This is a genomic window from Salinarimonas rosea DSM 21201, assembly GCF_000429045.1.
Taxonomy (GTDB): domain Bacteria; phylum Pseudomonadota; class Alphaproteobacteria; order Rhizobiales; family Beijerinckiaceae; genus Salinarimonas; species Salinarimonas rosea.
In genome coordinates this window covers 73,294-99,124 of sequence record NZ_AUBC01000007.1, presented here as the reverse complement: position 1 = coordinate 99,124, position 25,831 = coordinate 73,294, and the positions used below count along the sequence as shown (strand labels likewise).

Sequence of the window (25,831 nt, the reverse complement as noted above, 5' to 3'; positions counted from 1 at the left end):
CCCTTATAGTGGAATAGATTTCCTTACAAGGAAGATTGGCCGAGTCCTTCCCTAGTGTCAAGCATCCCGTCCGCCGCGGTCGAGGCCCTCCGGAGAACCGCGCGGCGTCGCCGGCGCTTGTCCCCCCGCGGCGCGACCCCTACCTTTCGCGAGGCCTCGCCCGCGGCCGCGCCGGCGACTGCGCCGGAGATCCCGTCCTCTTCCCCGCCCGTTCACCCGGACCCGGAGACCGCCCGTGCCCTCCCTCGCCGAACGCCTGCGCTTCCTCGTCTCGCCGCGCTTCCGCGCCGAGCATCCGCTCGTGCCGGTGGTGCGGCTCGCCGGCGCGATCGGCGTCGGTGTGGGGCTGCGGCAGGGGTTGAGCTTCCAGGGCGTCGCCTCGGCGCTGGAGAAGGCCTTCTCCATGCCCGGCGCCAAGGCGGTGGCGCTCCTCGTCAACTCGCCGGGCGGCTCGCCCACGCAGTCGCACCTGATCTTCCGGCGCATCCGGCTGCTGGCGGCGGAGAAGAAGCTGCCCGTCTACGCCTTCTGCGAGGACGCGGCGGCGTCGGGCGGCTACATGGTCGCCTGCGCGGCTGACGAGATCTGGGCGGACCCGAACTCGATCGTCGGCTCGATCGGCGTCGTCTCCGGCGGCTTCGGCTTCCACGAGCTGATCGGGCGCTGGGGCATCGAGCGGCGGCTCTACACGACCGGCGAGAACAAGGCGATCCTCGACCCGTTCGAGCCCGAGGACCCCGCCGACGTCGCCCGCCTGCGCACGATCCAGGAGCGGATCTTCACGGGGTTCAAGGATCTCGTGCGCGAGCGCCGAGGGGACAGGCTCGACCTGGCGCAGGAGGAGGAGCTGTTCTCCGGCGCCTTCTGGGCCGGGGAGGACGCCCGCGCGCTCGGCCTCGTGGACGGTCTCGGCGAGATCCGCACGATCATGCGCGAGAAGCTCGGGGAGAAAGTGCGGCTGCGTCTCGTCCAGCCGCCGCGGCCGGGCATCCTCGCCCAGGTCCTGCGGCGCGGGCCGCAGCAGGAGGCGCCGCTCGAGGGGCTGGCGAGCGCGCTGGGGAGCGGCCTCGTCGATCCCCGCTCGGCGCTCGCCGCACTGGAAGAGCGCGCGCTCTGGTCGAGGCTCGGGCTGTGACGGCGGGCGAGACCGTCGACGGCCACGTCCGCCACTGGTGGAAGGAGGCGGTGGTCTACCAGGTCTGGCCGCGCTCCTTCCAGGATTCGAACGGCGACGGCATCGGCGACATCCCCGGCCTGATCGCGCGCCTCGACCACATCGCCGCGCTCGGCGTCGACGCGATCTGGCTCTCGCCGCACTACGACAGCCCCAACGTCGACAACGGCTACGACGTGCGGGACTACCGCGCGGTGGGCGCGGAGTTCGGCACGATGGCGGACTTCGACGCGCTGCTCGCCGCCGTGAAGGCACGGGGCATGCGGCTCGTCGTCGACATGGTGGTGAACCATTCGAGCGACGAGCACGCCTGGTTCGTCGAGAGCCGCGCCTCGAAGGAGAGCCCGAAGCGGGACTGGTACGTCTGGCGTCCCGGCCGCGAGGGCGGCGCCGCGCCGCCCAACGACTGGCGCTCCTTCTTCGGCGGCTCGGCCTGGGCGCGCGACGAGGCGACCGGCGAATGGTACATGCACCTTTTCCACGAGAAGCAGCCGGACCTGAACTGGGAGAGCGAGCCGGCGCGCGCGGCGATCTTCGAGGCCATGCGCTTCTGGCTCGACAAGGGAGTCGACGGCTTTCGCCTCGACGTGATCGCCTTCGTCTCGAAGGACCACGCCTTCCCCGACTACCCGCCCGAGCACCGCGACGCGCCGGAATACTATCATGCGAGCGGCCCGCGCCTGTTCGAGCACCTCTCGCAGATGCGACGGGAGGTCTACCGGGGCGCCGACAAGGTCGCGCTGGGCGAGGCGTTCGGCGTGACGCTGCCGGAGGCCGCCCGCCTCGTGGCCGAGGGGTCGGGGCCGCTCGACATGCTCATCCACTTCGACGCCGTGCGCATCGACCGCGCGGGCATGTGGCGCTGGAAGCCCGTGGAGCTGCCCGCGTTCAAGCGCGTCTTCTCCGACATGGAACGGCACCTCGGCCGTACCGCCTGGCGGGCGGTGTCGCTGTCGAACCACGACAACCCGCGCCTCGTCTCGCATTTCGGCGACGACGGGCCGCGCTGGCGCGTGCGCTCGGCCTGCCTGCTGGCGACCTTGACGCTCACGCTCAAGGGCACGCCGATCGTCTACCAGGGAGACGAGATCGGCATGACGAACTATCCGTTCGCCCGCATCGAGGACTACGACGACGTCGAGGGCAAGGGCGCCTGGAGGGACTGGGTCGAGACCGGAAAGGTCGACGCGGCGGAGTTCCTCGACAATCTCCGGCGGACCTCGCGCGACCATGCGCGCACCGCGATGCAGTGGGACGCCGGGCCCAACGCCGGCTTCACCACGGGCACGCCCTGGTTCCACGTCCACCAGAACCACCGCGAGGTCAACGCGGCGGCCGCGCGGGACGACGACGCGTCCGTCTACCACGCCTACTGCCGGCTGATCGCGCTGCGCAAGGCGCGGCCCGAGCTCGTCTACGGCGACTTCCGCGACCATCTGCCCGACGACCCGCGCCTGTTCGTCTACGAGCGGCGGATCGGTGCCGACGCCTGCCTCGTGGCGCTCGCCATGTCGGGGGAGGACGCGTCCTTTGCGGTGCCGGACGGGTTCGCGGGCGCCGACCTCGTCCTCGTCGATGGCTGCGTGCCGGCGCAGGGCGAGCGGCTGGGCGCGACGGTCGCGCTCGGCCCCTGGGAATCGCGGATCTGGCGCCTCGCGGGGTCGTGAGGGGCGCGCGCATTCGTCCCGCTTTGCGCGGGAACGATGCCGGCCTAAGCTCCTTCATGCGGGGGTGACGCGCGCCTCGCGGCGCGCGCGGGAACTGAGGTGCGCATGAGCGACGAGCGCGAGCCGGTCCGGCTCGGCAAGAAGCCCGGCTCGGAGCCCGCGGCCGCGGCGCCTCGCACGCGCGCGAGCCGCTCGGGCGGCGCGGGGTCCCTCCGCCTGTTCTCCCGCGCTCGCCCCGACCGCGATCCCGCCGATCCCCGCGCGCGGCTCGACCGGCTCGTGCGCCGCGCCGGCCTCGCGCTCCTGTGGGAGCGGGCCTGGCCAGCGCTGTGGGCGCCGCTCGCGGTCGCCATCGCCTTCCTCTCCGTCTCATGGCTCGGTCTCTGGATCGGCGTGCCGCCGACCTGGCGCATGGCGGGGGCGGGGCTGTTCGGGCTCGCCTTCCTCGTCTCGCTCGTGCCGCTCGCACGGCTCGCCCTGCCCGGCGGGCGCATCGGGCGCGCCGCGGCGCTGGCGCGGCTCGACCGCTCCTCGGGTCTTCCGCACCGCCCCGCCTCGACCTTCGAGGACAGCCTCGCCATCGGCGCCGGCGACGAGGGCTCGCGGGCGCTCTGGGCGCTGCATCGCGCCCGCGCCGAGCGTGCGCTCGGCGCGCTCAGGGCCGGCACGCCGCGGCCGGGAATGGCGCGGCGCGACCGCTACGCCCTGCGCGGGGCGGGCGTGCTCGTGCTCGCCGCGAGCGCCTTCGTCGCGGGTCCCGAGATCGGCGCGCGCGTCGGCGCGGCGTTCGACTGGCGCGCGCCCCTGCCGGCGGCGCCGGACTACCGGATCGACGGCTGGATCGACCCGCCGCTCTATACCCGCCGCCCGCCGCTGATGATCGACCTCGCCTCGGGCGGCGCCCACGTGCGCGTGCCCGCGGGCTCGCGGGTGGTGGTGCGCGTCGCCGGGCGCGCGGACGCGCAGATCGAGGCGGTGGGCGGCCTCGTCGCGATCGAGGACGACAAGCCGGCCCGCACGCCCGTCGCCGTCGGCGATGCGCCGGCCGGGGCCGCGCTCGCCGCGCCGGCGATCGTCGAGAGCCGCTTCCGGCTCGACGGCGACGGCGAGCTGTCGGTGCGCACGGGGCTCGTGCCCGACGGGATCCTCTCGCTCGAGGCGATCCCCGACACGCCGCCGACGATCCGCTTCGCCGGGCCGCCGGAGCCGGGCCAACGGGGCGTGATGACCCTGCGCTACGAGGGCGGCGACGACTACGGCATCGCCCGCGTCGTCGGCGACGTGCGGCGGGGCGACATGAGGCGGGGGGACGTGCGGCGCGGCGAGGGTGCGCCGGTCGGGCGCACGCTGGTGCCGCCGCCGACGCTCGACCTCCCGGTCCCGTCCGCCGCCGCCGACGGCCCGGTCGCCGAGGAGATCGACCTCACGGAGCACTACTGGGCCGGTGCGCCGATCGACCTCGCGCTCGTCGCCACCGACGACGCCGGCCAGGAGGGGCGCAGCGAGACCGTGTCGACGACGCTGCCGCAGCGCCCGTTCTTCGACCCGCTGGCGCGCGCGCTCGTGGAGCAGCGCCGCAACCTCGTCTTCGCCCCGGACGATCGCCGCCGGGTCCAGGTCGCGCTCGACGCACTCCTGATCGAGCCGGCGCGCTTCACGCCGGAATGGGGCGTCTTCCTCGGCCTGCGCGCGGCGTCGAGCCGCCTGCGCGAGGCCGAGGACGACGCGGATCTCGTGGCGCTCGCCGACTGGCTGTGGGAGATGGCGGTCCAGATCGAGGACGGCGACCTCAGCCAGGCCCAGCGCGACGCGATCGCCGCCGCCGAGCGGCTCGAGGAGGCGATGGAGCGCGACGCGCCCCAGGACGAGATCGACCAGCTGATGGCCGAGCTGCGCGAGGCGATGGACCGGATGCTGCGCGAGCTCGCCGAGCAGATGATGCGCGAGGAGCAGAACCGCGAGCAGGCGGACCTGCCGCCGGACGCCGAGACGCAGACGCTCTCGCGCCAGGACCTCGACCGCATGATGGAGGCGCTCGAGGAGGCGATGCGCGAGGGCGATACGGCGCGTGCCGAGGAGCTGATGAACCAGCTGCGCGATATCATGCGCAACCTCCAGACGGCGCGCCCCGACAGCCGCATGTCGGACCCGATGGCGCGCGAGATGGACCGCCAGATGAACGAGCTCGACGAGCTGATGCGCGGCCAGAGCGAATTGCGCGACGAGACGTTCCAGGACGGGCAGCAGGGGCAGCAAGGCCAGGAGCGGCAACAGGGGCAGCAGGGACAAGAGGGACAGCAGGGCGGCTCGTTGTCCGAGCGCCAGCAGGCGCTGCGCGAGCGGCTGCAGGATCTCCAGCGCTCCATGCGCGAGCTCGGCATGGAGGGCGAAGAGGGCCTCTCCGATGCCGAGCAGGCGATGCGCGACGCCGAGGGGGCGCTCGGCGAGGGCGACCAGGGCCAGGCGGTCGACGACCAGGGCCGGGCGCTCGAGGGTCTCCAGCGCGGCATGCAGGGCATGGCCCAGCAGATGCAGGAGATGATGGGCGAGGGCCAGGGCGAGCAGGCCGGCCAGCCGGGCCGCCCCGGCCAGCGCGGCCGCGCCGACGCCAGGGCCGACGACCCCCTCGGCCGCCCGACCCGCGGGCGCGACTTCTCCGACGGCGACGTGCGCGTGCCCGAGGCCGGCGAGAGCGCGGCCCAGCGCGCCCGGCGCATCATGGAGGAGCTGCGCGACAAGCTCGGCGACCCGACGCGCCCCCGGGACGAGCTCGACTATTTCGAGCGGCTGCTGCGGCAGAATTGAGGGGGCGGCGTCACCCGCGCCCCCAAGCTACGCGCAGCGCGCCGCCAGCTCGGCGCAGCGCGCCGCGAAGCGCGCCTGCGCTTCGCTCGCCGGCCAGGGCTCGAGCCAGGCGGCGACGTCCCTCGGCGCGCCCTCGGGCGTGCCGAAGAAGGTGCGGGCCTCCGCGTCGGCGAAGCCGGCGAGGCGTGTCGCCTCGAGGTAGGCGGCGGTGCGGTCGGCACGCTTGGTGAGCTTGACGAGCGCCTGCGGAGGGGTCGCGCGCAGGCCGAAGCGCAGGCGGATCGCCGCCAGCAGCCTAGCCTCGACCTCCTTGTAGACGTCGCCGATCACCGCCTTGAAGGGCGAGATCATGTCGCCGATGACGTATTCCGGTGCGTCGTGCAGGAGCACGCCGAGCCGCTCGTCGTCGCGCGCGTCGGGCGCGAGGCGGCGCGCGACGTCCTCGACCAGCAGCGAGTGCTGCGCGACCGAGAAGATGTGGCCGCCGCGGGTCTGACCGTTCCAGCGCGCCACGCGGGCGAGGCCGTGGGCGATGTCGTCGAGCTCGACGTCGAGCGGGGACGGGTCGAGCAGGTCGAGGCGCCGGCCCGAGAGCATGCGCTGCCACGCGCGCGGGGCCGTCTCCCTCCGCGCCATGATCTCAGCGCGGCGGCTGCGCCAGCGCTGCGCAGGCCGCGTGGCGGCAGCAGCCGACGAGGTGGTCGTTGGTCATGCCCGTCGCCTGCATGAAGGCGTAGACGATGGTGGGGCCGCAGAAGCCGAAACCCTCGGCCTTGAGCGCCTTGGCCATGCGCTCGGCCGCGGGCGTCTTGGTGGGCGCCTCGGCGCGCGTGCCCAGGTTCGGCTGCACTGGGCGCCCGTCGACGAAGTCCCACAGGAAGGCGGAGAAGGAGCCGCGCTCCTGGATCGCCAGCCAGGCCCGCGCGCCGCGGATCGTCGCCTCGATCTTGGCGCGGTTGCGCACGATGCCCGGGTCCGCCATCAGCGCGGCGACCTTCGCCTCGTCCCAGCGGGCGATGGCGTCCGGCGCGAACCCGTCGAAGGCCTCGCGGAAGTGCGGGCGCTTGCGCAGGATCGTGATCCAGGACAGGCCCGCCTGGAAGCCGTCGAGGATCAGCTTCTCGAACAGGGCGCGGTCGTCGTATTCCGGCACGCCCCATTCGCTGTCGTGGTAGGCGACGTAGAGCGGGTCGGTGCCCGGCCACCAGCAGCGGTCGTGCCCGTCCGCGTGGCGGACGAGCGACCCGTCGGCCGTCACGAGCGCGGCCCGAAGGGCGAGACGTCGAAGGAATAGGACAGGCCGACGCCGGCCCCGAACTGGTCGCGCGAGCCGCGGAAGCGCACCAGCGGCGCATCGGCGACGTCGCCCATCAGGCGGTCGTAGCGGGCGTAGCCGAGCGCCGTCCAGGACTGCGTCAGCTGCACCTGCGCCGAGCCGAGCAGGCCGATGGAGCGCAGGCCCGCGTCGGGATCGTAGACCGGCAGCCCCGAGCGGACGGACTGCGCCTGCGTGACGCCGAAATAGGTATCCATGTAGTCGTCGCTCGCGAGCCGCACGCGCGGGCCCACCGAGAGCGTCCAGGCGGGCTCGGGGCGCGCCACCCAGTCGATGCCGAGATCGGCCAGGATGCCGTCGTGCCCGTTGAAGCCCTGGCGCACGTCGACCGACAGGCGCAGCACGTCGGAGGCCCAGATCTCGGCGAAGACGCCGATCTCGCCCGCCCACTCGACGTCGCCGAGCCCGCGCAGATCGTTCGACTGGTCATCGTCGCGCGCGCCCCGGAAGCCGCCGGAGACGCCGACGCGAAGGCGATCGTGCTGGAGAAGGCCAAGCCGCAGGCCGTCGTCGGGCGCCTTCCAGCTCGACCGCGTGCCGGCGCGGCGCACGGAGAAGATCGGCAGCGGCCGGAAGCGCATCTCGTCCGAGCCCTCGAACACCGGCACGGCCGCCCCGCGCGCGCCGATCGTCACGGTCCAGTCCCCGCGCAGGAATTCCAGCGCGGACGCGGGCGTGGCGGCGAGGCCGACGAGTGCCGCGGAGAGGGCGGTCGCGGCGAGGAGCGCGAGCGGGCGTACGGGCATGGGTGCGGGTCTCCGGAAACGCGACGCTGGGAGAGATCAAGAGGATTGGCGCGGATCCGTCAAGGATTCGTTAAGTGGCCGCCCCGCCCGCCGGCGCCTCGATTTCCGGCGTCTCGAAGGAGATCCAGCCCGGCCGCTCCGGCGTGAGCGCTTGCCCGCCGGCGGTCAGCGGCGTGCCGGCGGCGATCGCGTCGGCGGCGCGGTCGAGGCGCACCATCACGAGCCCGCGACCACCGGCCGCGCTTCCCGTCGTGCCGATCGTGCGCTCGCCGGCGCGGATCTCCGTCCCCGGTGCCGCCGCGACGCCGCCCGCATAGCGGGCCGGCAGGATGCGGGTGCGCGCCGTTCCGCGGTGCTGCATGCGCGAGACGACCTCCTGGCCGACGTAGCAGCCCTTGGCGAAGTCGACGCCGGCGAGCTGGTCCATCAGCGCCTCGTGGGGGAAGGTCTCGCCGAAGGCGAAGTCCCGCCCGCCCTCCGGCACGCCGAGCGCGATGCGCCGGGCGTGGAAGGCGTCCGGGTCCGCGTCCGCGAGGGCCGACGCCTCCGCGACGGTGACGACGGCGCGCCAGCCCAGCGCGGCCAGGCGCGGGTCGGGACCCGCGACGACGTCCGCGCCGGTGGGCGGCGCGACGTCCCAGCCGGCGATCACGGCGCGCTCCGCGGAGCGGTCGGCGATCGCGACCTTGGCCCGCAGCCTGTAGAAGCCGAGCCGCTTGGCGAGATCGGCCGCCCCCGCGGCGGGTGTATCGAGGAGCAGCGTCGGCCCCTCGGCGCCGGGTGCGCGGTGGATCACGAAGTCGAACAGGATCTTGCCCTGGGGCGTCAGCAGCGCGCCGAACAGCGGCGGCCCGTCCGACCGCTCGTCGATGTCGCAGGTCACGAGCCCGTCGAGGAAGGGCGCCGCCTGCGGTCCCGAGACCTCGATCGGGGCGCGGTCGGCGAGATGGACGACGGGCATGGGCGACGCTCCAGGGCGAGGAGCTGCGGCGCAGCTCGGGCAGTCCCGATCTAGGCGCGCGGGTGTCCCGTCTCAAGGCGTCGCGTCACGCGCGGTCGCCCATCCCCCGCAGCCATTCGACGATCGCCGAGAAGTCGCGCCCGCCGTTCCCCTGCCCGGCGAAGAGCGCGTAGAGCTGCGCGGCCTCCGCCCCCAGCGGCGTCGCGGCACCCGCGGCATTGGCCGCGGCCTGGGCGAGGCGCAGGTCCTTGAGCATCAGGTCGGCGGCGAAGCCCGGCGCGTAGCCCTTGTTCGCCGGCGAGGTCGGCACCGGCCCGGGCACCGGGCAGTAGGTCGTCAGCGACCAGCATTGCCCCGACGAGGTCGAGGCCACGTCGAACAGCGCCTGGTGCGAGAGGCCGAGCTTCTCGCCGAGCGCGAAGGCCTCGGCCACGCCGATCATCGAGATGCCGAGGATCATGTTGTTGCAGATCTTCGCCGCCTGGCCGGCGCCGGGCCCGCCGCAATGGACGACCTTCTTGCCCATCGCGTCCAGCACCGGTTTCGCCCGCGCGAACGCCGCCTCCGAGCCGCCGGCCATGAAGGTGAGCGTCCCCGCGCTCGCGCCGCCGACCCCGCCGGAGACCGGCGCATCGAGCGAGAGGCAGCCCGCCGCCTCGGCCAGCGCGTGCGCGGCGCGCGCGCTGTCGACGTCGATCGTCGAGCAGTCGATCAGCAGCGCGCCCTTCGCGCAGGCCGGCAGGATCGCCTCCCAGACCGCCCGCACATGGCGGCCGGCCGGCAGCATCGTGACGACGACCTGGGCCTCCGCGACCGCCTCCTCCGCGCTCGCGGCGATCGTGGCGCCGGCGGCACGGGCCGCCTCCTGCGCCGCCGGCGCGAGGTCGAACCCGACGACGGCGTGCCCGGCGCCCACGAGGTTTCCGGCCATCGGCGCGCCCATGTTGCCGAGCCCGATGAAGGCGATCGTGGTCATGTCGTCTCTCCCCGTGTGCGTCTCGTCTCGACGGCGAGCGCCCCGAGGAGCGCGAAGCCGGCCACCCACAGCATCCACGAGCCGAAGACCTTGTCGAGGGCCGGATCGAGCGCGGGAAAGAACACCGCGAAATGCGAGGTCACCGCCGCCATCACGAGCAGAAGAGGCACGAGGATCAAGGCCGCCGCGCGCACGGCCCGCGTGCGCGGACGCCCGGCGAGGAGGGGCGTCGCCAGCCCGAGCCCGAGGCCGAGCACGCCACCGGCGACGAAGTTCGCCTGGAAGGCCGCTGTCGTGTCGAGGAAGAACAGCGGGCCGGCATAATGGAAGACGGCGAAGAGGGCGGCGGTGAGGAGGAGGCCGAGGAAGAGGGGGCGCATGGATCGTGGCTCCTGTTCCGAGTGAAATCTGGATACCTTGCCACGGCAGTGGCTCGCGATGGACCCTTGCAGTATACCCCCTGGTGTCATAGTTTGATGGTGTTGCCGCTCGGAATGAGCGTGGCCCCGGAGATCCGGAATCAGACCCATGAGAACCATGGAGGCCGGAATGGCACTGGTTGGTGGAAGGGCGCAACGCCCGACGCTACGGGACTTCAGACATGCGGATCTTCAAGACGAAGGAGTTCGCTCGCCTCGCACGTAAGGCGAGGCTGACCGACGGTGACCTGCGCGGTGTGATTCGCCGGGCGGAAGCGGGGCAGATCGACGCCAGGATCGGAAAGTTCCTGATCAAGCAGCGCGTCGCCTCGGAGAGCAAGGGGAAAGCGAAGGCGTATCGCACGATCGTCTGCCATATGATCGGCACGCGCGCCGTATTCCTCGACCTGTTCTCGAAGAGTGAGACGGCGAGCCTGACGAAGCTTGAGACCGAGGCCTACCGCGACGCCGCCAAGGAGATGGCGGCGCTTTCGAACGAGACCGTCGACCGGCTCATGGATGAACTCGAATGGATCGAGATCGACAATGACGAAGACTTATCGGAGTGACCGGCTCCGCTCGGTGCACAAGGCGATGGAGGCGATCCATCGCGTCGGCGGGATCGACAAGGCGACCATGCGTCGCTTCGACCTCGCATGCCTGACGCCGGTCGGCGAGCTGGAACCGACGGACATCAAGCGCATTCGCGAAACAGCCAACATGAGCCAGGCCACGTTCGCGCTGGCGCTGAACGTGAAGACCTCCGTCATCAGCAAGTGGGAGCGGGGCGAGAAGCGGCCGAGTGGCCCCTCCCTTAAGCTCCTCGCGCTGGCGGACAAGAAGGGGATCGACGCGATCCTCTGATCACCCCCGCACCCGCTCCACCTGCGCCCCGCAGCGCGTCAGCTTCGCCTCCAGCGCCTCGAAGCCGCGGTCGAGGTGGTAGACGCGGTTGATCGTGGTCTCGCCCTCGGCGGCGAGGCCGGCGATGACGAGGGAGACGGAGGCGCGCAGGTCGGTCGCCATCACCGGCGCGCCGCGCAGGCGCTCGACGCCCTCGACCGTCGCGAGGTCGCCGTCGAGGCGGATCCGTGCGCCGAGCCGGGCGAGCTCCTGCACGTGCATGAAGCGGTTCTCGAAGATCGTCTCGCGGATGCGCGAGGTGCCCTTGGCGCGGGTCATCAGCGCCATCAGCTGCGCCTGGAGGTCCGTCGGGAAGCCGGGGAACGGTTCCGTCGTCACGTCGACGGGATCGAGGCCCGCGCCGTTGCGCGCGACGCGGATGCCCGCGTTCGTCGGATCGATCGTCACCCCGGCCTGGACGAGCGTGTCGAGGGCGCTCTGGAGCAGCGGCGCGCGGGCGTTCTCGAGCAGCACGTCGCCCCCGGCCATGGCCACCGCCATGGCGTAGGTGCCGGTTTCGATCCGGTCGGGCAGGACCTCGTGGCGGGCGCCGCCGAGGCGCGGCACGCCCTCGATCACGATCGTGGGCGTGCCGGCGCCGGAGACCTTGGCGCCCATCTTGTTCAGGCAATCGGCGACGTCGACGATCTCCGGCTCGCGCGCGGCGTTCTCGATCACCGTCGTGCCGTTGGCGAGCACGGCCGCCATCATCGCGACGTGGGTGCCCGACACCGTCACCTTCGGGAAGACGATCTCGGCGCCCTTGAGGCCCTTGGGCGTGCGCGCCACGACGTCGCCCGCCTCGATCTCGATCTGCGCGCCGAGCCGCTCGAGCGCGAGGATCAGGAGGTCGACCGGCCGCGTGCCGATGGCGCAGCCGCCCGGCAGCGACACCCGCGCCTCGCCGAAGCGCGCGACGAGCGGCGCGATCACCCAGAACGAGGCGCGCATGCGCGAGACGAGCTCGTAGGGCGCGGTCGTGTCGATGATCGTGGACGCGCACAGGCGCAGCGTCTGCCCGGTCTCGGCCGATTCGCCGGGGCGGCGGCCCACCACCGTGTGGTCGACGCCGTGGTTGCCGAGGATGCGCAGGAGGAGCTGGACGTCCGCGAGGCGCGGCACGTTGGCGAGCTCCAGCGTGTCACCCGTGAGCAGGCTCGCGATCATCAGGGGCAGCGCCGCGTTCTTCGCGCCGGAGATCGGCAGGACGCCGGTGAGCGGGGCGCCGCCCGTGATGACGATACGATCCATTGATTGTCTCTTCCCACATGCGGGTGCGCGGCTGCGCACGGGAGAACCTGGGGCGGATGGTTGAAGGAAAGGTAACACGACCGTGTCAATTTTCGGACCGGGGGTCCCGGTCGGGCTCCCGGTCCGGCGCGGGCGGCGCGCCGGCATCGTCCCGCCCGGCGTCGTCGGACGCGCGGGCGCGGCTCTGCGCCTTGCGGCGCTTGAGGTTCTCTCGCAGCGCCGCCTTGAGGCGCGCGGCGCGCTCGTCGTCGGCCATGCTCGTCCTCCGTCGGCGACCACATCCGCGGGCGGGGCCGAGGAGGGGGCGGTCACGGCGCCGCACCGGCCGTGCATCGGCGCGTCCTGCGGCTATATTAGCCCTGGACGGTTTGATCAACGTCAAGGCAGATAGGTGCATTCTGAGGCTCAATCGTGCCGGCTCGCATCCCCCGCGCCCGTTCGTCCCCCGGTGAGATCATGGACTACACGCACTATTTCGAGAGCGCCGTCGCCTCCCTGAAGACCGAGCGGCGCTACCGCGTCTTCGCCGATCTCGAGCGCATCGCCGGCCGCTTCCCGCGCGCGACCTGGCACGGCGCGCCGGGCGGCCCGCGCGAGATCACCGTGTGGTGCTCCAACGACTACCTCGGCATGGGCCAGCACCCGGACGTGATCGCCACGATGACGGCGACGGCGCAGCGCTGCGGCACCGGTGCCGGCGGCACCCGCAACATCTCCGGCACGAGCCATCCGATCGTCGGGCTCGAGCGCGAGCTGGCCGACCTGCACGGCAAGGAGGCCGCGCTCGTCTTCACCTCGGGCTACGTCTCGAACCAGACCGGCATCGCCACCATCGCGAGGCTCATTCCCGACTGCCTGATCCTGTCGGACGCGCTCAACCACAATTCCATGATCGAGGGCGTGCGCGGGTCGGGCTGCGAGAAGCGCATCTGGCGCCACAACGACCTCGCCCACCTCGAGGAGCTGCTGCGCGAGGCCGGGGATCGGCCCAAGCTCGTCGTCTTCGAGAGCGTCTACTCGATGGACGGCGACGTCGCCCCGATCGGCCGCATCTGCGACCTCGCGGAGCGCTGGGGCGCGATGACCTACCTCGACGAGGTCCACGCGGTGGGCATGTACGGCCCGCGCGGCGCCGGCATCGCCGAGCGCGACGGGGTGATGGACCGCATCGACGTGATCGAGGGCACGCTCGGCAAGGCCTTCGGCGTGCTGGGCGGCTACATCGCCGGCCGCAGCGCCGTGATCGACGCGGTGCGCTCGCATGCGCCGGGCTTCATCTTCACCACCGCGCTGCCGCCGGCGATCTGCGCGGCGGCCGCCACGTCGGTGCGCCACCTCAAGCAGTCGCGCTCGGAGCGCGAGGGCCAGCAGCGCCAGGCGGCGCGCACCAAGGCGGTCCTGGTCGAGGCCGGCCTGCCGGTGATGCCGACGCCGACCCACATCGTCCCGGTGATGGTGCGCGACGCCGAGGCCTGCAAGGCGGCCTCCGACCGCCTGCTGGAGCGCCACGGCATCTACATCCAGCCGATCAACTACCCGACCGTGCCGCGCGGCACCGAGCGGCTGCGCATCACGCCGACGCCGCTCCACGCCGAGGCCGACATCCGCCACCTCCGCGACGCGCTCGTCGAGGTCTGGTCGGCGCTCGGGCTCGCCTTCGAGATGCGGGCGCAGGCGGCCGAATAGCGGCTTCGGACGGGGGTTAACGGTCGGGAGGGCACCGGGATCGGACGGCGATTTCCGCCTTGCGTCCCCCTCCGCGATCCTCTATGCACCCCACGACGCCGCCACGCCCCTCGCGGGCGCACGCGCCGCGTTCGCTGCCGTAGCTCAGTGGTAGAGCACTCCCTTGGTAAGGGAGAGGTCGAGAGTTCAATCCTCTCCGGCAGCACCAGCGCCTCTGCTTCTCTTTGGTCAGCATCGCCCGCCCGGCACATGCGCGGCTCGCGGACACGTGCAAGCGAGGCGCGTCGCTCGGACCCGTTGGAGCCCGCGGAGCGGTCGGCATCCCTGCGGCTGCCCCCGGTCCTTCGTCGGCGTCATCCCGCGAGGGGACACGATCCGTGGCCGGGGCGAGCGGCGAGAACCACCGAAGCCGATCCGTGGTGTGGCGCCCGATCGTCCGGTCCGACCCGCCGACCATCCGACCGCCGGGCACGGAGCGGAACCGGCGAGCCGGAGCCCAGGCTTGACGCGCCGGCGCTTCGGCGCCAAAGCCCCTCCTCCGGATGCCGTCCGCCCTCCCGCCCGCGCGCGGGCGGCGGCCGCCCCCGCTGCGCTAGGAGGACCGCCATGGAGTCGTCTCGGGATGTCGCGAACGCGCCCGCCGTCGCGATCGTGCCTCCCGGCCGGCCGCTCGTCGGGCGCGTCGTGCCGCCGGGGTCGAAGTCGATCACCAATCGCGCGCTCCTCCTCGCCGGCCTCGCTCGCGGCGAGAGCGTCCTGCGGAACGCGCTCGCCAGCGACGACACGGGACACATGGCGCAGGCGCTGCGCCGCATGGGCGTGCCCGTGCGCCAGGACGAGGACGACGGCGCCACGACCTTCGTCGTGTCCGGCACCGGCCGCCTCGCCCCTCCCGACGGGCCGCTCCTCCTCGGCAACGCCGGCACCGCCATGCGCTTCCTCACCGCCGCCGCGGCGCTCGTCGACGGCACGGTCGTGCTCGACGGCGACGCCCACATGCGCAAGCGGCCGATCGGGCCGCTCACGGCGGCGCTCGGCGCGCTCGGCGTCGAGGCGCGCGACACCGAGGGCCGCCCGCCGGTGACCGTGCGCGGGCGCGGCGCCTTCGGGGCGAGCGCGGTGACGATCGACGCGGGCCTCTCGAGCCAGTACGTCTCGGCGCTCCTCATGGCGGCCGCCTGCAACGACCGGCCCGTGACCGTGGCGCTCGCGGGCGCCGCGATCGGCGCGCGCGGCTACGTCGACCTCACGCTCGCCGCCATGCGGGCCTTCGGCGCACAGGTCCTGCAGGAGGACGTCGGCCGCTGGCGTCTCTCTCCCACGGGCTACCGCGCCTGCGCCTACCGGGTCGAGCCCGACGCCTCCGCCGCGACCTATCTCTGGGCCGCCGAGCAGCTCACCGGCGGGGCGATCGACCTCGGCGTCGCCCCCGCCGACATGACCCAGCCGGACGCCGCCGCGCACGACCTGATCGCGCGCTTCCCCCGGCTCCCGGAGACGATCGACGGCTCCCAGATCCAGGACGCCGTTCCCACGCTGGCCGCGCTCGCCGCCTTCAACGAGACGCCGGTGCGGTTCGTCGGCATCGCCAACCTGCGCGTGAAGGAGTGCGACCGCATCCGCGCCATGGCGACCGAGCTCGCCCGCGTGCGGCCGGGCCTCGCCCGCGAGGAGGGCGACGATCTCGTGGTCGCCGGCGATCCCGATCTCGCCGCGACCGCGCGGCCGGCGCGGATCGAGACCTACGCCGACCACCGCATCGCCATGAGCATGGCCCTGGTCGGCCTGCGCGTGCCCGGCGTCACCATCCTCGACCCCGCCTGCACGGCAAAAACCTATCCCCGCTACTGGCGCGACCTCGCCCGGCTCGGCGTCGTGCTGCGGCCGGAATGACGCGGCGGCGGGCTCCTTAGACTTTCGGCTAGGGTAGGCGCAGCGGAATGCGCCTTGAATCCCATGCATGGCTGGGGCTAGCATAGTGCACGTCCGGCCCTCGGGGGGTCGGCCGGGACCCGTGCGCGCGCCCGAACGCCACAAGAGCATCCGCCGGCCATCGGCGGCGGCGACGTGCATCCACGAATGGGAGAACGCCTTCATGACGAAGAAAGCCGGACTGCGCACGACCGCGCTCGTCACCACGCTCGCCGCGACCGCTCTGCTGGCCGCCCCGCGCGACGCCGCAGCGGAATTCGACAGCGTCCGCTGGCAGATCCCGATGTCCTTCGCCTCGACGCTGACCGCGCTCGGCGACACGATGCCGTGGGTGTCCGAGGCGGTGTCGAAGGTCTCGGGCGGCGAGGTGACGCTGCAGGTCATGGAGCCGGGCACCCTGATCCCGCCGCTGACGATCTTCGAGAACGCCTCGCTCGGCAACATCGACGCGGGCTATTCCTGGATGGGCTACGAGCGCGGCCAGGTGCCGGCCTCGGCGCTGTTCGGCGCGACGCCTTTCGGCCTCGACAGCCCCGGCTTCATCGCCTGGATGTATTTCGGCGAGGGCGACCAGCTCCTCAAGGAGACCTTCGAGCCCCATGGCGTCTACCCGATCCTGTGCGGCTCGATCAGCCCGGAGGCGTCCGGCTGGTTCCGCAACGAGATCACCGCCGTCTCCGACCTGCAGGGCCTCAAGTTCCGCGCCGCCGGCGTCGGCGGCGAGATCATGCAGGAGCTCCAGATGTCGGTGACGCTGCTGCCCGGCGGCGAGCTCTACCAGGCGCTCGAGACCGGCGTCCTCGACGCGACCGAGTTCTCGCTGCCCACCGTCGACGAGCAGCTCGGCTTCTTCCAGGTCGCGAAGTACTACTACCTGCCCGGCTGGCACCAGCCCTCCACGAACCAGTTCCTCTACGTGAACCTGGACGCCTGGAACGAGCTGAACGACCAGACCAAGGCCCTCATCGAGACGACCTGCACCGCCGGCGTCACCATGGCGATGGCCAAGGCCGAGGCGCTGCAGGGCGCGGTGCTGTCGCGCTTCCAGGAGCAGGGCGTCAACCTCGTCACCTGGTCGGACGACTTCCTCGACACGTTCTGGGACGCCACGCAGACCGTGATGGCGCGTCTCTCCGAGCAGGACGCGCAGTTCGGCAAGGTGCACGACTCGATGCGCGCCTTCCAGCGCGAGCACGCCGAGTGGTACGCCAAGGGCTACCTGCCGCGCGACTGGGCCTACAACAACATCGTCCAGGACCAGTGATCGCGTCCTCGACCTGATCGAGAGGTCCTTCCCGTGGCCAATCTCCACGTGACGCCCGAGGGGGCGGCGGCCGGGGCCGCCGCCTTCTCCCTGCCCGAGACGGCGATCTCCCGCCCGCTCGACGCGCTCGTGCGCGTCATCGGGGAAGCCTTCTCGTGGATCTGGGCGATCCTGATCGTGCTCATCGTGGGCAACGTCGTCCTGCGCTACGCGATCGGCACGAACTTCGTCGCGCTGGAGGAGCTGCAATGGCACCTCTATGCGATCGGCTTCATGATGGGCCTGTCCTACACGCTGCTCATGGACGGGCACGTGCGGGTCGACGTGGTCGCCGAGCACTGGTCGCACCGGCGTCGCGCCTGGGTCGAGCTCGGCGGGCTCCTCCTGTTCGTCGGCCCCTTCATCTACGTGGTGATCGCCTACGGGCTCCCGTTCGTCGAGCGCTCGTGGGACCTCGCCGAGACCTCCCCGGCTCCCGGGGGGCTTCCCGCACGCTGGTTCATCAAGTCCTTCATCATCACGGCGTTCGCCTTCCTGGGGCTCGCGGCGTTCTCGCGCCTGACGCGGGTGACCGCCTTCCTCTTCGGCACACCGCGGCCGGTCGACGGCGGCCGCGCGACCGAGACCTGACCCATCACACTGGCGCGGGCCCGCGGGCCCCGGAGGACGCAGGGCGTGCTCGAGACCTACGAGTTCCTGGTCATCGCGATGTTGGGATCCTTCATCGCCCTGATCTTCACCGGCTTCCCGATCGCGTGGCTGCTCGGCGGCATCTCGGTGATCTTCGCCGTCCTGGCGATCCTGCTCAACGAGCATCTCGGCATCGACACGTTCAACCTGCGCAGCGACCGCGTGTTCGCCTTCTTCGCGCAGCGCATCTACGCGCAGATGGCGAACTGGGTGCTCGTCGCCCTGCCGATGTTCATCTTCATGGGGTTGATGCTCGAGCGCTCGGGCGTCGCCGACAAGCTGATGACGAACTTCGTCAAGCTGTTCGGGCGCTTCCGCGGCGGGCTCGCGGTCGGCGTGATCCTGATCGGCATCCTGCTCGCCGCCTCGACCGGCATCGTCGGCGCCTCGGTGACGCTCCTCGCCATGCTCGCCATGCCGGTGATGCTGGCGCAGAACTACTCGAAGTCGCTCGCCTCCGGCGTGATCGCCTCGGCCGGCACGCTCGGCATCCTCATCCCGCCGTCCGTCATGCTCATCCTGATGGCCGACCAGCTCTCGCTGTCGGTGGGCGAGCTGTTCATGGGCGCGCTGATCCCCGGCGTCCTGCTCGGCGTCGCCTACATCGTCTATGTCGTCATCGCGGCGCAGATCTTCCCGAAGCTCGCGCCGGCGCCGAAGGGGCTGGAGCCGGTGAGCGCCAGGCTGGTCTTCGACACCCTGCTCGCCGTCGTGCCTCCGATCCTGCTGATCCTCGCGGTGCTCGGCTCGATCTTCTTCGGCATCGCGACGCCGACGGAAGCCTCGGGCGTCGGCGCGGCGGGCGCGACGCTGCTCGCCATCGCCAACCGGCGCTTCTCCTACGCCGTGCTGCGGGACGTCTGCTACAAGACCACGCTGACGACGGCGTTCATCTTCGGCATCTTCCTCGGAGCGACCGCCTTCGCCGTGGTGCTGCGCCAGCTCGGCGGCGACGAGTTCATCGCCCACATGCTGAACTCGATCCCGCTTCCGGCGGGCGGCATTGTGCTGGTGATCCTGTTCATCGCCTTCCTGGCCGGGTTCTTCCTCGACTGGCTCGAGATCACGCTGATCCTGCTGCCGCTCGTCGGTCCGGTCGTGGTGGGGCTCGGCTTCGAGCTCACCTGGTTCGTGGTCCTGTTCGCGGTGACGCTGCAGACCTCGTTCCTCACGCCACCGGTCGGGTTCTCGCTGTTCTACCTGAAGGGCGTGGTCCCGCCCGAGGTGAAGACGACCGACATCTACAAGGGCGTCATCCCCTTCGTGGCGATCCAGGTGCTCGTGGTCGCGACCGTGTTCGGCTTCGAGGACCTCGTCCTCTGGCTGCCCGCGCAGATGTACGGCGGCTGAGAGGCGGCGCGCCGGGCGAGCGGCCGCCGGCCCGATCGGGTGGGCCGATTGGCCGTTGACCTGGGGGAATATCCGTATCATACGGCCTTCACATGCGGGCGTGCGCGAATGCGCAGGCCCGCGGCCCGCGCGAGGCCCGCCGTCGACCGGCCGCGGGCGTCCGGGGACAAAGTCGAGGACGCGCGACAACGCGCGCCGCCGGGGTGGGAGGAGCCGAGTGCAGATCGTCGCGTGGGTGATGCGCGCCTTCAGCGGTGTGAACCGCGTGGTGGGCAACGTCTTCTCCTGGCTCGCCCTGGCCATCGTCGTCGTCTGCTTCACCGTCGTGCTGCAGCGCTACGTGCTGTCGACGACGCAGGTGTGGATGCAGGACCTCTACGTCTGGCTGAACGGCGCCATGTTCACCGCGGTCGCCGGCTTCGCGCTCCTGCGCGACGACCACGTGCGGGTGGACATCTTCTACCGGCCCGCCACGGTGCGCACGAAGGCGTTGATCGACATGATCGGCGTCGTGATCTTCATCGTCCCCTTCTGCTGGGTGATGTACGCCTACGGCATGCCCTGGGTCGCGCGCTCCTGGGGCCTCGCCGAGGCATCGCCCAACGTCGGCGGCATGCCCGGCTACTTCGTCCTCAAGACCTTCATCCTCGTCTTCGCCGCGCTGATCCTGCTCCAGGGCCTCGCCATGATCGCCCGCAGCATCCTGATCCTCGGCGGGCGCGAGGATCTCGTGCCCGAGAACCTGCGCTACGGCCACGGCAAGGAGTAAGCCGGCATGGATCCCGTCCTCATCGGCGAGATTCTCGCCGGCTCGATGTTCTTCGGCATCATCGGCCTGCTGATGCTCGGCTTCCCCGTCGCCTTCACGCTGGCGGGCGTGTCGCTGATCTTCGGTCTCGTGGGAATGTGGCTCGGCGTGTTCGACCCGTCGAACTACGCGGCGCTGCCGTCCCGCTACATCGGCTTCATGACGAACGAGGTGCTGGTCGCGGTGCCCTTGTTCATCTTCATGGGCGTGATGCTCGAGCGCTCGGGCATCGCCGAGCAATTGCTGCTGACGATGGGCAAGCTGTTCGGCAGCCTGCGCGGCGGGCTCGGCATCTCGGTCGTCGTCGTGGGCGCGCTGCTCGCCGCTTCGACGGGCGTCGTCGGCGCCACCGTCGTCACGATGGGCCTGATCTCGCTGCCGGCGATGCTGCGGGCGGGCTACGATCCGCGGCTCGCCTGCGGCGTGATCTGCGCCTCGGGAACGCTCGGGCAGATCATCCCGCCCTCGACGGTGCTCATCTTCATGGGCGACATGCTGTCGGGCATCAACGCCCAGGTGCAGATGGCGAAGGGCAACTTCGCGCCGGCGCCGGTCTCGGTCGGCGATCTCTTCGCGGGCGCCTTCTTCCCGGGCCTGATGCTGGTGGGCCTCTACCTCGTCTGGATGGTGATCAAGGCGGCGGTGTCCCCGAAGAGCTGCCCGGCCATGCCGGTGCCCCCCGAGGAGCGCCGGCATCTGCCGCGCGAGGTGGTCGTCGCGCTCGTGCCGCCGCTCCTCCTCATCATCGCCGTGCTCGGCTCGATCCTCGGCGGCATCGCCACGCCGACGGAGGCCGCCTCGGTGGGCGCGGTCGGCGCCTCGCTGCTCGCGGCGCTGCGCTGGAAGCTGAGCCCGCGGACGCTCCGGGAGGTGGTGATCGCGACCGCGACGATCACCTCGATGATCTTCATCATCCTCTTCGGCGCCTCGGTCTTCTCGATCGTCTTCCGCCTGATGGGCGGCGACGCGCTCGTGCACGACCTCCTGTCGGGCCTGCCCGGCGGCGTGTTCGGCGCGGTCGTCGCGGTCATGGCGATGATGTTCGTGCTGGGCTTCATCCTCGACACGTTCGAGATCATCTTCATCGTCCTGCCGATCACGGCGCCGGTCCTGCTCGGGCTCGACGTCAGCCCGGTCTGGCTCGGGGTGATCGTCGGCATGAACCTGCAGACCTCGTTCCTGACGCCGCCCTTCGGCTTCGCGCTGTTCTACCTGCGCGGGGTCGCGCCCTCGAAGGTGACGACGGGGATGATCTACCAGGGCGTCATACCCTTCGTTGTCCTGCAGGTGATGGCGATCGCGCTGCTCTTCATCTTCCCGCAGATCGCGACCTGGCTGCCGAGCGTGCTCTACGGCTGAGCGGGCGCCCGGCCGCGCCCCTCGGCGGGGGCGGCCGGCGCTTCGGCAACGGCAAGAGCGCGGGCAACGGCACGAACGCGGGCACCCCGGCGCCGGGCGGCGACGGGGTGCTGGCGTTCTACCGAAGACGGGGTTCTACCGGAGATGGGGAGGAGGTGGCCGGCCGGAAGCGGTCATGAGGAGGCCATTGTCCGCTTCCGAGCCGGCCGTGCCCTGCGAAAACCCAGGAGATGCGGCGGACCTGGACATCGAGGGCGTCTCGTGGGCGGGAGGGGGCTGGCCCGCTCCGCCGTTGCCGTGCACCCTACAGGAACCCGTATGCGGTGCAACAGGAGACGCGCCACCGCACCGATTCAGTCTTCGTAAAGGTTAAGATGCGTGCGGTCGGGACTTCGGGGGACGGGCTCCGTGCCGGAATCGCCTCAGGCCGCGGCCGCGACGACGCGGTTGCGGCCCTCCTCCTTCGCCCGGTAGAGCGCGACGTCGGCGCGCTTGAGGATGTCGGCGGGGCTGCGGTCGTCGAGGTTGCGCGCGGCCACGCCGATCGAGACCGTGACCGGGATCGCGCGCGTGCCCTGATGGATGGCGAAGGGCTCGGATTCGATGCGCTCGCAGATGCGCTGCGCCACCGCCCGCGCGCCCTCGAGGCCGGTGTCGGGCACCACGACCACGATCTCCTCGCCGCCGAAGCGGGCGACGACGTCGATGCCGCGGGTCAGCGAGCGGATGCGGTTGGCGAACTCGCGCAGCACCTCGTCGCCGGCGTCGTGGCCGAAGCTGTCGTTGACCGACTTGAAGCGATCGATGTCGAGCACGAGGAGCGAGAGCGGGCGGGCCCTGAGGCTCGCTTCGTCGAAGAGCGCGGCGAGGTGGCTGTCGAGATAGCGGCGATTGTGCAGGCCGGTGAGCGCGTCGGTGACGGCGAGCTCGAGCGAGACCTGGACGCTCTCGCGCAGCCGCTCGGCGAAGCGCTTGCGGCGAACCTGGGTGCGCACGCGCGCGACGAGCTCGTTGCGGTCGACGGGCCTCACCAGGAAGTCGTGCACGCCGATGTCGAGGCCGCGCAGGATGCGCCCGCGGTCCTCGGCCTCGGCGATCATCAGGACGGCGAGGTCGCGCGTGCGCTCGAGCGAGCGCAGCTGCGAGCACAGACGCAGGCCGTCGAAATCCCGCAGGTCGAGGGAGACGAGCACCGTGTCGTAGGCGCCCTCGGCGGCCCGGATCAGCGCCTGGTGCGGATCGGGCTCGACATCGACCCTGTGCACCTGGGAGAGCGTCGCCGCGAGCCGCTCGTGCGAGGACCGGCGGTCGTCGACGATGAGGATCTTGGCGTTCTGCCCGTCCTCTGCGGCGGCGGCGGCGAGGGGGTCGCCGACGAGGCCGTACTCGCGCGAGGCCATGGCCCGGGTGCGCAGCTCGTCGGTGACGGACTTGAGCCGTACCAGCGAGCGCACGCGGGCGAACAGCGAGGCGTCGTCCACGGGCTTCGTGAGGAAGTCGTCGGCGCCGGCGTCGAGCCCCTTGAGGCGGTCGCTCGGCTGGTCGAGCGCGGTGACCATGACGACGGGCAGATGCGCGGTCGTCGGCGCGTTCTTGAGCCGCCGGCAGACCTCGAACCCGTCCATGCCCGGCATCATCACGTCGAGCAGGACGATGTCGCACTGGCCCTGCTCGCAGATCGCCAGCGCGTCCGGGCCGTTCATGGCGGTGACGACGTCGAAGTACTCGGCCGAGAGCTTGGCCTCGAGCAGCTTCACGTTCGGGAAGATGTCGTCGACGACGAGGACTCGGGCTGTCATCGCAGGGTCACTCCGTCACGCGTCGCCGACGTAGGTGCGGACGGTCTCCAGGAACTTGGCGACCGAGATCGGCTTCGACAGGTAGGCCTCGCAGCCGCCCTCGCGGATGCGCTCCTCGTCCCCCTTCATGGCGAAGGCGGTGACCGCGACGACGGGGATCGCCTTGAGGTCGTCGTCCTCCTTCAGCCACTTCGTCACCTCGAGGCCGGAGACCTCGGGAAGCTGGATGTCCATCAGGATCAGGTCGGGGCGGTGCGAGCGCGCGAGCTCCATCGCCTCGAATCCGCTCGCGGTCTTGAGGGTCGCGAAGCCGTGCGCCTCGAGCAGGTCGTTGAAGAGCTTCATGTTGAGCTCGTTGTCCTCGACGATGAGCACGGTCTTCTTCATCCCAGACCTCTCGTGGCGCGAGCGGTGCGATCACGCCCGCCGCTCGCGTTTGCTCGGATGACGCCTTGTACCGTACACCTATTGACGAATGGTCAAATCGGAAGCCGAGCCGGTGAGAACCGAACGCCGCACAGCAAGCATGAACGCCGCACGCGCGGAGGCGATCGCCGTCGTCGCCCTGGGGTCGATCGCCGCGGACGAGGAGCGGCTCGCGCGCTTCCTCGCGCTGACGGGGCTCGATCTCGGCGGCCTGCGGGCGGCGGCGGCGGAGCCGGGCTTCCTCGCGGCGATCCTCGACCACGTCGTGGCCGAGGAGGCGCTGCTGCTGGCGGTCGCCGAGGCCGCCGGCGAGAGCCCCGAGGCGGTGATGCGGGCGCAGATGCTGCTCTCGCCCCCCGCCTTCGACGCCTGACGGGAGCCTCGTCGTGCCCGCGGCGGCCGCCCTGTGCCGGGACTGCCTGCACCTCGCGCCTGCGGCGCCGGGCGCGCGGCCGCGCTGCCGCGCCTGCGGCTCGCCCCGGCTCGTGGCCCATCCCGAGCTGACCGCGCTCGCGATCGCCCACGTCGACTGCGACGCCTTCTTCGCCACGATCGAGAAGCGCGACGACCCCTCGCTCGCCGACAAGCCGGTGATCGTCGGCGGCGGACGGCGCGGCGTGGTGTCGACCTGCTGCTACGTCGCGCGCACCTACGGCGTGCGCTCGGCGATGCCGATGTTCAAGGCGCTCGACGCCTGCCCCGACGCCGTCGTCATCCGCCCCGACATCGCCAGGTACGCCGCCGTCGGGCGACAGGTGCGGGCGATGATGCGCGACCTCACGCCCCTCGTGGAGCCGTTGTCGATCGACGAGGCCTTTCTCGACCTCTCCGGCACCGAGCGCCTCCACGGCGCGCCGCCGGCGGTGACGCTCGCGCGCTTCGCCGCACGGGTGGAGCGCGAGCTCGGGATCACGGTGTCGGTGGGGCTCGCGCCCAACAAGTTCCTGGCGAAGATCGCCTCGGACCTCGACAAGCCCCGCGGCTTCGCCGTGATCGGAGCCGCCGAGGCGGCCGCGTTCCTGGACGGCAAGCCCGTCGGCATCCTGCCCGGCATCGGCGCCGTCGCGCAGCGCAGGCTCGCCCAGGCGGGCTTCGCCACGGTCGGCCGGATCGCCCGCGCCGATCCCGCGCGCCTCGTCGCCGTGGCGGGCCGGGACGGGCTGCGGCTCAAGGCGCTCGCCGAGGGGCGGGACGCACGCCGCGTCGAGCCCGAGCGCGAGACGAAGAGCGTCTCCGCGGAGACGACGTTCCAGCGCGACATCGCCGTGCGCGGCGAGCTCGAGCCGATCCTGTGGCGCCTGTGCGAGAAGGTCGCCGCGCGCATGGCGGCGGACGGGCACGCGACCCGCAGCGTCGTGCTCAAGCTGAAGACGGCCGACTTCAAGCTGCGTACCCGCACCGTCTCGGGCCTGCCCCCGACGCAGCTCGCCACCCGCCTCTACGAGGCCGGCCGGCGCCTGCTCGCCGAGGAATGCGACGGCACCGCCTTCCGCCTGATCGGCATCGGCGCCGGCGACCTGTGCGACCCCGCGCTCGCCGACCGCGGCGACCTCGCCGACCCCGACGCCCCCCGCGAGAAGAGCCGCGCCGACGCCATCGCGGCGCTGCGCAAGCGCTACGGGCAGGGAGTGGTGCAGCGGGGGATCGTGCTGCGCGAGGGGAAGTAGGCGAGCGGAGGGCGTCGATGCCGCCCCTTCACCCCTTGCGCTTGCGGCAGTACAGCTCGAGCCGGTGCCGGACGACCTCGTAGCCCAGCTCGGCGGCGATCTCGGCCTGCAGCTTCTCGATCCGCTCGTTGTGGAACTCGAGCACGTCGCCGGTCTCGACGTCGATGATGTGGTCGTGGTGCGGGGCGTCCGCCGGCTCGAAGCGGGCGGGGGCGCCCTCGAAGGCGTGGCGGTGGACGACGTTCTGCTGCTCCAGCACGGAGAGCGTGCGATACACCGTGGAGAGCGAGACGGAGGCGTCGAGATCCTGCGCGCGGCGGTGGAGCTCGTTGGCGTCCGGGTGATCCTCCGCGCGGGAGAGAACCTCGATCAGCGCGGCGCGTTGCCGCGTGATGCGAACGCCCTTCTCGCGCAGAGCCTCCTCCAGCTCCCGCGCGCGCCCCTCGATCAGGCTCTCGGAATCACGTGTCGTCATCCGCGGCACGCTAGCCAAGTGCGACGCATTTGCAAGAGCCAGATGCAAATGGCTCGCAAGTGCGTTGACATATGCAAATCGTTCCCATATGCGTCTACACGAGAGCGGTGCGAAGGCCGCGGTCGGCAGGCAGGAGA

The 25,831-nt window shown here is 71.8% G+C and carries 25 protein-coding genes and 1 tRNA gene; 15 read left to right on the top strand and 11 right to left on the bottom strand.

Going from position 1 to position 25,831, the window contains the following annotated elements:
* Window positions 1-235 precede the first annotated feature (235 nt).
* From G407_RS0107010 to G407_RS0107000, 3 genes are all read left to right on the top strand, one after another.
* On the top strand, window positions 236-1,135 hold the full coding sequence (locus G407_RS0107010) for a S49 family peptidase (protein ID WP_029030244.1): 900 nt from the start codon (window positions 236-238) through the stop codon (window positions 1,133-1,135).
* Window positions 1,132-2,841, top strand: coding sequence for a glycoside hydrolase family 13 protein (locus tag G407_RS0107005; RefSeq protein WP_029030243.1), 1,710 nt, complete (start codon window positions 1,132-1,134; stop codon window positions 2,839-2,841). Before G407_RS0107010 ends, G407_RS0107005 begins: the two co-directional genes overlap by 4 nt.
* A 105-nt stretch (window positions 2,842-2,946) precedes the next feature.
* Complete coding sequence (locus tag G407_RS0107000; protein ID WP_084327367.1) at window positions 2,947-5,646, top strand: TIGR02302 family protein; 2,700 nt, start codon at window positions 2,947-2,949, stop codon at window positions 5,644-5,646.
* A gap of 27 nt (window positions 5,647-5,673) precedes the next feature.
* On the opposite strand, the gene G407_RS0106995 is transcribed toward G407_RS0107000, so the two are convergent.
* The 6 genes from G407_RS0106995 to G407_RS0106970 form a co-directional block, all read right to left on the bottom strand.
* A complete protein-coding gene (locus G407_RS0106995) occupies window positions 5,674-6,282 on the bottom strand; it encodes an HD domain-containing protein (protein WP_029030241.1) in 609 nt (202 codons plus the stop codon).
* A gap of 4 nt (window positions 6,283-6,286) precedes the next feature.
* A complete protein-coding gene (locus G407_RS0106990) occupies window positions 6,287-6,904 on the bottom strand; it encodes a DNA-3-methyladenine glycosylase I (protein WP_029030240.1) in 618 nt (205 codons plus the stop codon).
* The gene (locus G407_RS0106985; RefSeq protein WP_029030239.1) at window positions 6,901-7,728 is read right to left on the bottom strand and encodes a MipA/OmpV family protein; all 828 of its coding nucleotides are present in this window, start codon (window positions 7,726-7,728) and stop codon (window positions 6,901-6,903) included. Before G407_RS0106985 ends, G407_RS0106990 begins: the two co-directional genes overlap by 4 nt.
* 70 nt (window positions 7,729-7,798) lie before the next feature.
* The gene (gene ygfZ, locus G407_RS0106980; protein WP_029030238.1) at window positions 7,799-8,689 is read right to left on the bottom strand and encodes a CAF17-like 4Fe-4S cluster assembly/insertion protein YgfZ; all 891 of its coding nucleotides are present in this window, start codon (window positions 8,687-8,689) and stop codon (window positions 7,799-7,801) included.
* A gap of 85 nt (window positions 8,690-8,774) precedes the next feature.
* Window positions 8,775-9,665 carry a 3-hydroxyisobutyrate dehydrogenase gene (gene mmsB / locus G407_RS0106975; protein WP_029030237.1) on the bottom strand — a complete coding sequence of 297 codons (891 nt, stop codon included), beginning with the start codon at window positions 9,663-9,665 and terminating at the stop codon, window positions 8,775-8,777.
* Complete coding sequence (locus tag G407_RS0106970; protein WP_029030236.1) at window positions 9,662-10,045, bottom strand: DUF5367 family protein; 384 nt, start codon at window positions 10,043-10,045, stop codon at window positions 9,662-9,664. The genes mmsB and G407_RS0106970 overlap by 4 nt, the downstream gene beginning before the upstream one ends.
* A gap of 221 nt (window positions 10,046-10,266) precedes the next feature.
* On the opposite strand from G407_RS0106970, the gene G407_RS0106965 reads away from it, so the two are divergent.
* Together G407_RS0106965 and G407_RS0106960 are read left to right on the top strand one after the other, a co-directional pair.
* Window positions 10,267-10,653, top strand: coding sequence for a type II toxin-antitoxin system RelE/ParE family toxin (locus G407_RS0106965; protein ID WP_029030235.1), 387 nt, complete (start codon window positions 10,267-10,269; stop codon window positions 10,651-10,653).
* Window positions 10,654-10,678: 25 nt separating this feature from the next.
* Complete coding sequence (locus tag G407_RS0106960) at window positions 10,679-10,948, top strand: helix-turn-helix domain-containing protein (RefSeq protein ID WP_245259033.1); 270 nt, start codon at window positions 10,679-10,681, stop codon at window positions 10,946-10,948.
* Here the strand turns inward: G407_RS0106960 and murA are convergent, their stop codons facing one another.
* Both murA and G407_RS32025 read right to left on the bottom strand, forming a co-directional pair.
* Window positions 10,949-12,238, bottom strand: a complete 1,290-nt coding sequence (murA, locus tag G407_RS0106955; RefSeq protein WP_029030233.1) for a UDP-N-acetylglucosamine 1-carboxyvinyltransferase — start codon at window positions 12,236-12,238, stop codon at window positions 10,949-10,951. It lies immediately after the preceding gene.
* 85 nt (window positions 12,239-12,323) lie between these two features.
* A complete protein-coding gene (locus tag G407_RS32025; RefSeq protein ID WP_169728768.1) occupies window positions 12,324-12,494 on the bottom strand; it encodes a hypothetical protein in 171 nt (56 codons plus the stop codon).
* A gap of 200 nt (window positions 12,495-12,694) precedes the next feature.
* On the opposite strand from G407_RS32025, the gene hemA reads away from it, so the two are divergent.
* From hemA to G407_RS0106910, 8 genes are all read left to right on the top strand, one after another.
* Window positions 12,695-13,924, top strand: a complete 1,230-nt coding sequence (gene hemA / locus G407_RS0106945) for a 5-aminolevulinate synthase (protein ID WP_029030232.1) — start codon at window positions 12,695-12,697, stop codon at window positions 13,922-13,924.
* A 133-nt stretch (window positions 13,925-14,057) separates the two neighbouring features.
* Window positions 14,058-14,132 (top strand) — tRNA-Thr (locus G407_RS0106940).
* Window positions 14,133-14,530: 398 nt separating this feature from the next.
* A complete protein-coding gene (locus G407_RS0106935; protein WP_052341054.1) occupies window positions 14,531-15,817 on the top strand; it encodes a 3-phosphoshikimate 1-carboxyvinyltransferase in 1,287 nt (428 codons plus the stop codon).
* A 202-nt stretch (window positions 15,818-16,019) separates the two neighbouring features.
* Window positions 16,020-17,120: a TRAP transporter substrate-binding protein gene (locus G407_RS0106930; protein ID WP_052341053.1), complete on the top strand. Its 1,101-nt coding sequence runs from the start codon at window positions 16,020-16,022 to the stop codon at window positions 17,118-17,120.
* Between the two features lie 33 nt (window positions 17,121-17,153).
* Complete coding sequence (locus G407_RS26220; RefSeq protein WP_052341052.1) at window positions 17,154-17,750, top strand: TRAP transporter small permease subunit; 597 nt, start codon at window positions 17,154-17,156, stop codon at window positions 17,748-17,750.
* A gap of 45 nt (window positions 17,751-17,795) precedes the next feature.
* Window positions 17,796-19,160: a TRAP transporter large permease gene (locus tag G407_RS0106920; protein WP_029030229.1), complete on the top strand. Its 1,365-nt coding sequence runs from the start codon at window positions 17,796-17,798 to the stop codon at window positions 19,158-19,160.
* A 217-nt stretch (window positions 19,161-19,377) separates the two neighbouring features.
* Window positions 19,378-19,929, top strand: a complete 552-nt coding sequence (locus G407_RS0106915) for a TRAP transporter small permease subunit (protein WP_043539152.1) — start codon at window positions 19,378-19,380, stop codon at window positions 19,927-19,929.
* Between the two features lie 6 nt (window positions 19,930-19,935).
* A complete protein-coding gene (locus tag G407_RS0106910) occupies window positions 19,936-21,327 on the top strand; it encodes a TRAP transporter large permease (RefSeq protein ID WP_029030227.1) in 1,392 nt (463 codons plus the stop codon).
* A 422-nt stretch (window positions 21,328-21,749) separates the two neighbouring features.
* Here the strand turns inward: G407_RS0106910 and G407_RS0106905 are convergent, their stop codons facing one another.
* Together G407_RS0106905 and G407_RS0106900 are read right to left on the bottom strand one after the other, a co-directional pair.
* Window positions 21,750-23,126, bottom strand: coding sequence for a PleD family two-component system response regulator (locus G407_RS0106905; RefSeq protein ID WP_029030226.1), 1,377 nt, complete (start codon window positions 23,124-23,126; stop codon window positions 21,750-21,752).
* A gap of 15 nt (window positions 23,127-23,141) precedes the next feature.
* Window positions 23,142-23,513 (bottom strand): response regulator, encoded by a 372-nt coding sequence (locus G407_RS0106900; protein ID WP_029030225.1) that lies wholly within the window; start codon window positions 23,511-23,513, stop codon window positions 23,142-23,144.
* A 139-nt stretch (window positions 23,514-23,652) separates the two neighbouring features.
* Between G407_RS0106900 and G407_RS0106895 the strand changes: the two genes are divergently transcribed.
* Complete coding sequence (locus G407_RS0106895; protein WP_029030224.1) at window positions 23,653-23,925, top strand: DUF3572 family protein; 273 nt, start codon at window positions 23,653-23,655, stop codon at window positions 23,923-23,925.
* A gap of 13 nt (window positions 23,926-23,938) precedes the next feature.
* Window positions 23,939-25,219 (top strand): DNA polymerase IV, encoded by a 1,281-nt coding sequence (locus G407_RS0106890; RefSeq protein WP_052341051.1) that lies wholly within the window; start codon window positions 23,939-23,941, stop codon window positions 25,217-25,219.
* 28 nt (window positions 25,220-25,247) lie between these two features.
* Here the strand turns inward: G407_RS0106890 and G407_RS0106885 are convergent, their stop codons facing one another.
* Window positions 25,248-25,694, bottom strand: coding sequence for a Fur family transcriptional regulator (locus G407_RS0106885; RefSeq protein ID WP_043539150.1), 447 nt, complete (start codon window positions 25,692-25,694; stop codon window positions 25,248-25,250).
* Window positions 25,695-25,831 lie beyond the last annotated feature (137 nt).